Origin of the sequence: Streptomyces abyssomicinicus, assembly GCF_008974245.1 — a bacterium.
GTDB lineage: Bacteria > Actinomycetota > Actinomycetes > Streptomycetales > Streptomycetaceae > Streptomyces > Streptomyces abyssomicinicus.
Window position 1 is genome coordinate 481,551 of sequence record NZ_BBZI01000008.1, and the last position, 5,711, is coordinate 487,261.

At 72.6% G+C, this 5,711-nt stretch carries 6 protein-coding genes; 5 read left to right on the forward strand and 1 reads right to left on the reverse strand.

Translation table 11 applies throughout. The features are described 5' to 3' along the window. On the reverse strand, positions 1 to 513 hold a 513-nt coding region (locus tag GBN72_RS19125; protein WP_246212679.1), incomplete at its 3' end, for a pirin family protein. 137 nt (positions 514 to 650) lie between these two features. Between GBN72_RS19125 and GBN72_RS19130 the strand changes: the two genes are divergently transcribed. The 5 genes from GBN72_RS19130 (at position 651) to GBN72_RS19150 (ending at position 5,684) form a co-directional block, all read left to right on the forward strand. After that, positions 651 to 1,874, forward strand: coding sequence for a PucR family transcriptional regulator (locus GBN72_RS19130; protein ID WP_151773055.1), 1,224 nt, complete (start codon positions 651 to 653; stop codon positions 1,872 to 1,874). An 89-nt stretch (positions 1,875 to 1,963) separates the two neighbouring features. After that, a complete protein-coding gene (locus GBN72_RS19135; RefSeq protein ID WP_151773056.1) occupies positions 1,964 to 2,875 on the forward strand; it encodes an ACP S-malonyltransferase in 912 nt (303 codons plus the stop codon). A 24-nt stretch (positions 2,876 to 2,899) separates the two neighbouring features. After that, a complete protein-coding gene (locus GBN72_RS19140) occupies positions 2,900 to 3,931 on the forward strand; it encodes a ketoacyl-ACP synthase III (RefSeq protein ID WP_151773057.1) in 1,032 nt (343 codons plus the stop codon). 90 nt (positions 3,932 to 4,021) lie between these two features. Beyond that, positions 4,022 to 4,270 (forward strand): acyl carrier protein, encoded by a 249-nt coding sequence (locus GBN72_RS19145; RefSeq protein WP_151773058.1) that lies wholly within the window; start codon positions 4,022 to 4,024, stop codon positions 4,268 to 4,270. 139 nt (positions 4,271 to 4,409) lie between these two features. Beyond that, positions 4,410 to 5,684, forward strand: a complete 1,275-nt coding sequence (locus tag GBN72_RS19150; protein WP_151773059.1) for a beta-ketoacyl-[acyl-carrier-protein] synthase family protein — start codon at positions 4,410 to 4,412, stop codon at positions 5,682 to 5,684. The last annotated feature ends 27 nt before the right edge of the window (positions 5,685 to 5,711 follow it).

Sequence of the window (5,711 nt, forward strand, 5' to 3'; positions counted from 1 at the left end):
GAGGTAGAGGGAACCCGCGCCCGGGAGGGACACACCGTCGCCGGCGGCCAGGCGGTAGGTGTGCAACACCCCGCCCGCCTCCGGGACTTCGTACGCCCCGGCCCCGAGCTCGCGCACCAGCGTGTACGCGGGCTCTCCCCCCGCCGCCCGCGGCGTGAGCCACATCTGCAGGAACCGGCACGGCACGGAACCGTCGTTGCGCTCCACGTGGCGGACGCCCGCCGCGGCGCTGAGGTGCTGGAGGTCGCCGGGGCGCACGGTCCGCTCCCGGCCGCCGGAGTCGCGGTGGGTGAGTGCGCCCTCCAGCACCCAGGTGATGATCTCCACGTGCCGGTGCGGGTGCTCGTCGAACCCCGCCCCCGGCTCCAGCCGCTCCTCGTTGCACGCGATCAGCGGGCCGAAGCCGAGGTTGTCCGGGTCGTAGTGGGGGCCGAAGGAGAAGGAGTGGCGGGTGGTGATCCCCGCACCGGGCTCCCCGCCCGCGTACCGGTCGGCCGCTCGCCGTACGTCGATGGTCACGTGATCACGCTACCGGCGCGCGCCCGAAGGCCCGCCGCACCTGGGACGACGCCCGGGTGTGACGGTCCGCACACGCACCGCGTCCGACCCGGCGCGGCGCAAGCCGTCCGGCATGGGGCACCCTTGTGGGCGTGCCCGCACCAGATCCTTCCGAAGCCGCCCCGTCCGCACACGATCCGTCCGACGTCCACGCCCACACCTACTCGGCCACGCTGAAGCGGCTGGAGCGGTCGTCCGGCAGCCTCGCCGCGCAGGCGATCGCGCGGATGGACGAGACGCTGCCCTGGTACCGGGCGATGCCGCCGGAGAACCGGTCGTGGATCGGCCTGGTGGCGCAGGCGGGTATCGCCGCGTTCACGGAGTGGTTCCGCCGCCCGCAGACCCCCACCCAGGCGATCTCCACCGACGTCTTCGGCACGGCGCCGCGTGAGCTGACCCGCGCGATCACGCTGCGGCAGACCGTGGAGATGGTGCGCACCACCATCGAGGTGATGGAGTCCGCGATCGACGAGGTCGCCGCACCCGGCGACGAGTCGGTCCTGCGCGAGGCGCTGCTGGTCTACGCCCGGGAGATCGCCTTCGCCACCGCGCAGGTGTACGCCCAGGCCGCCGAGGCACGCGGCGCCTGGGACGCCCGCCTGGAGTCGCTGGTGGTCAACGCGGTGCTTTCCGGCGAGGCCGACGAGGGCGCCGTCAGCCGGGCCGCGGCGCTGGGCTGGAACGCCCCGGAGCACGTCTGCGTGGTGCTGGGCACCGCCCCCGACGGGGACAGCGAACTCACCGTGGAGGCGATCCGCCGCGCCGCGCGCCACGCGAAGCTCCAGGTGCTGACCGGCGTACTGGGCCACCGCCTGGTGGTGATCGCCGGCGGCAGCGATCGCCCGCTGCACGTGGCGAAGTCGCTGATCGGGCCGTTCGCGGCCGGTCCCGTGGTGGCCGGGCCGGTGGTGCCCGACCTGCTGGCGGCGACCCGTTCCGCGCAGGCGGCGACCGCCGGGCTCAAGGCCTGCGCGGCCTGGCCGGACGCCCCGCGTCCGGTGCTGGCGGACGACCTGCTGCCGGAGCGCGCGATCGCCGGGGATCCCATGGCACGCGAGCAACTGGTGGAGGAGATCTACAGACCGCTGGAGGAGGCGGGCTCCGCTCTGCTGGAGACGCTCAGCGTCTACCTGGAGCAGGCGAGCAGCCTGGAGGGCGCGGCACGCATGCTCTTCGTCCACCCCAACACCGTGCGCTACCGGCTCCGACGTGTGACCGACGTCACCGGGTGGTCGCCGTCCGACGTCCGGTCCGCGTTCGCCCTGAGGGTGGCGCTGGTCCTGGGACGTCTCCAGGATGGCGATCACCCGAGCTGAGCCTTTGTGAGGGTCCTACAATTAGCCCTCCTGTTCTTCGTCCCTGTCCCCACGGGCGGCCGTCGCCGTCTCCAAGAGAGAGTGTGAGAGTGCTCGTACTCGTCGCTCCCGGCCAGGGCGCCCAGACGCCCGGCTTCCTGACTCCCTGGCTCGAACTCCCCGGCGCCGCCGACCGCCTCGCCGCGTGGTCCGACGCGATCGGGCTCGACCTCGTCCACTACGGGACCGAGGCCGACGCGGACGCCATCCGTGACACCGCGGTGGCGCAGCCGCTGCTGGTCGCGGCCGGTCTGCTGTCCGCGTCCGCGCTCGGCGACGTCGCTCCGGGCGCCGTGGCCGGTCACAGCGTCGGCGAGATCACCGCCGCCGTCTTCGCGGGCGTGCTGGAGGAATCCGCCGCGCTGTCGCTGGTCCGTACCCGTGGCCTGGCGATGGCCGAGGCCGCCGCCGTCACCCGGACGGGCATGGCGGCGCTGCTCGGCGGCGACCCCGAGGTGACGGTCCCGCACCTGGAGAAGCTGGGCCTGACCCCGGCCAACATGAACGGCGCGGGCCAGATCGTGGCGGCCGGCACGGCCGAGCAGATCGAGGCGCTGGTCGCGGACATGCCCGAGGGCGTGCGCCGCGTGGTGCCGCTCCAGGTGGCCGGCGCGTTCCACACGCACCACATGGCTCCCGCGGTCGACCGGCTCGCCGAGGCCGCCAAGGCCCTCGCGCCGGCCGACCCGAAGATCGACTACGTCTCCAACAGGGACGGCGCCCGGGTCTCCTCCGGCGCCGAGGTGCTGGAGCGCCTGGTCGGCCAGGTCGCCAACCCGGTCCGCTGGGACCTGTGCATGGAGACCTTCAAGGAGCTCGGCGTGACCGCGCTCGTCGAGGTGTGCCCGGGCGGCACCCTCACGGGTATCGCCAAGCGCGCGCTGCCGGGCGTCAAGACGCTCGCCCTCAAGACGCCCGACCACCTCGACGCGGCCCGCGCGCTCATCGCCGACCACGCCTGACGCCCCAGAAGGAGCCGACCGAACATGTCGAAGATCAAGCCCAGCAAGGGCGCCCCGTACGCGCGCATTCTGGGCGTGGGCGGTTACCGTCCCGCGCGGATCGTGCCCAACGAGGTGATCCTCGAGACGATCGACTCCTCCGACGAGTGGATCCGCTCGCGCTCGGGCATCCAGACCCGCCACTGGGCGAACGACGAGGAGACGGTCTCGGCGATGTCCCTGGAGGCGGCCGGCAAGGCGCTGGCCGCCGCCGGGATCGCCGCCGAGCAGGTCGGCGCGGTCGTGGTCTCGACGGTGTCGCACTTCGAGCAGACGCCGGCCGTGGCGACCGAGATCGCCGCGAAGCTGGGGACGGACAAGGCCGCCGCCTTCGACATCTCGGCCGGCTGCGCGGGCTTCGGCTACGCGCTGACGCTGGCCAAGGGCATGGTCGTGGAGGGTTCCGCCGAGTACGTGGTCGTGATCGGCGTGGAGCGCCTGTCCGACCTGACGGACCTGGAGGACCGGGCCACCGCGTTCCTCTTCGGCGACGGCGCGGGCGCCGTGGTGGTCGGCCCGTCCGACGAGCCCGGCATCGGCCCGACGGTCTGGGGCTCCGAGGGCGACAAGTCCGGCGTCATCAAGCAGACGGTCTCCTGGAACCGCTTCCGCGTAGGCGACCTCGACGAGCTGCCGCTGGACTCGGCCGGCCGGGTGAAGTTCCCCGCCATCACGCAGGAGGGCCAGACGGTCTTCCGCTGGGCGGTCTTCGAGATGGCCAAGGTCGCCCAGCAGGCGCTGGACGCGGCCGGCATCGCCCCGGACGAGCTGGACGCGTTCATCCCGCACCAGGCCAACGAGCGGATCATCGATTCGCTGTTCAAGACGCTCAAGCTGCCCGAGACGGTCACCGTCGCGCGGGACGTCCGCACCACCGGCAACACCTCGGCCGCCTCCATCCCACTGGCGATGGAGCGGCTGATGGAGACCGGTGAGGCGAAGAGCGGCGACACGGCCCTGGTCATCGGTTTCGGTGCCGGACTGGCCTACGCCGCGACGGTCGTTACCCTCCCCTAGGCGTTCCGTGCCGGACGATCGGGTCCGGCACGGACATGTGGACACAGAGCGCCACACCCTCAGAAATACCTCTACGAAGGAGCGCCCGACATGGCCGCCACGCAGGAAGAGATCGTCGCGGGTCTCGGCGAGATCGTGAACGAGATCGCCGGCATTCCCACCGAGGACGTCCAGCTGGACAAGTCCTTCACCGACGACCTGGACGTCGACTCCCTGTCCATGGTCGAGGTCGTCGTCGCCGCCGAGGAGCGCTTCGACGTGAAGATCCCGGACGAGGACGTCAAGACGCTCAAGACGGTGGGCGACGCCGCCGACTACATCCTCAAGCACCAGGGCTGAGCGTCCCTCAGCCCCTGATGCTGGGCCCCGCCACCCGGCAGCGTCTCCGCGGGGGGTGCCTCGCCTCCCCGGCAGAGGCACCCGCTGCGGCGGCAGTGCGGTGGCGCCGTTGTTCCTACCTCGTTGGAGAAGTGTTCCCGTGAGCCCGACCAATCGCACCGTGGTCGTCACCGGTATCGGCGCAACCACACCGCTGGGTGGCGACGTAGCCTCTACCTGGGAGGGCCTGGTCGCCGGACGTTCCGGTGTCGGCCCGCTGACCCAGGAGTGGGCCGCCGAGCAGTCCGTCCGCATCGCCGCGCAGATCGCGGTGGAGCCGACCGAGGTGATCCCCCGTCCGCAGGCCCGCCGGCTGGACCGTTCGGCGCAGTTCGCGCTGGTCGCCGCCCAGGAGGCGTGGGCCGACGCCGGTTACACCGGCAAGGCGGGCGAGGAGGGCGCGGCCGTCGAGCCCGAGCGCCTGGGCGCCGTCATCGCCTCCGGCATCGGCGGGGTGACCACCCTGCTGGGCCAGTACGACGTGCTGAAGGAGAAGGGCGTCCGCCGCGTCTCCCCGCACACCGTGCCCATGCTGATGCCCAACAGCCCCTCGGCCAACGTGGGTCTGGCCGTGAACGCCCGTGCCGGCGTCCACACGCCGGTCTCCGCCTGCGCCTCGGGCGCGGAGGCCATCGGCTACGCCATCGAGATGATCCGCAGCGGCCGCGCCGACGTGGTCGTCGCGGGCGGCACGGAGGCGGCGATCCACCCGCTGCCGATCGCCGCGTTCGCCAACATGATGGCGATGTCCAAGAACAACGACGACCCCGAGGGCGCCTCGCGTCCCTACGACACGGACCGCGACGGCTTCGTGATGGGCGAGGGCGCCGGTGTCCTGGTCCTGGAGTCCGCCGAGCACGCCGCCGCGCGCGGCGCCCGCGTCTACGCGGAGGCGGTCGGCCAGGGCATCTCCGCCGACAGCCACGACATCGTGCAGCCCGAGCCGGAGGGCCGAGGCATCCAGGCCGCGCTGCGCAACCTGCTGGAGAGCACCGACCTGGACCCGGCCGAGCTCGTCCACGTCAACGCGCACGCCACCTCCACCCCTGCGGGTGACATCGCCGAGCTCAAGGGCCTGCGCGCGGTGTTCGGCGACGACGCCGACCACATCGCCGTCTCCGGCACCAAGTCGATGACGGGTCACCTGCTCGGCGGCGCCGGCGGTGTCGAGTCGGTGGCCACGGTGCTGGCACTGTACAACCGGGTGGCGCCGCCCACCATCAACATCAAGGAGCTGGACCCGGCGGCGGCGGGACTCGCCGACGTGGTCCGCGACGAGGCGCGCAAGCTGCCGGTCGACGGCCGGATCGCCGCGCTCAACGACTCGTTCGGCTTCGGTGGCCACAACGTGGTGCTGGCCTTCCGGACGATCTGAGGTCTCCTCGCACGGCAGAGGGCCCCC